The following is a 291-nucleotide window of genomic DNA, read 5'->3' as shown; positions in this document are numbered from 1 at the left end:
GCCGATGCGGTGGGAGGCGTTGTTGTTCTTGAGGGTGGCGTTGAGGTTGGCCTTGGCGCCGTCGGCGAAGGTCTGGGAGGCGCCGGCGTAGCTGCTGTTGTAGTAGACGGTGACGCTCTTGCCGGTGCGGTTCCAGACGGAGGCGGCCTCGTTCTTGACGCAGAGCCCGTGGCCGGCCTTGGTGCCCTTGAAGTCGTAGCAGGAGGGCTGGGTGGTGCCGTAGTCGGCGATCGAGGTGGTGAAGTCGCTGACGGCGCCGGCGTTGTCGCTGTTGTAGAAGAGGCAGAACTC

Annotated in this window: 1 protein-coding gene; it reads right to left on the bottom strand. The window is 65.3% G+C overall.

The genetic code is table 11. The features are described from left to right. The coding region (locus IG69_RS0119640) for a peptidase inhibitor family I36 protein (protein ID WP_030529849.1) at positions 1 to 291 on the bottom strand (291 nt) is incomplete at both ends.

Source organism: Phycicoccus jejuensis (genome assembly GCF_000720925.1).
GTDB classification, from domain to species: domain Bacteria; phylum Actinomycetota; class Actinomycetes; order Actinomycetales; family Dermatophilaceae; genus Phycicoccus; species Phycicoccus jejuensis.
This window is presented reverse-complemented; position numbering and strand designations above follow the sequence as displayed.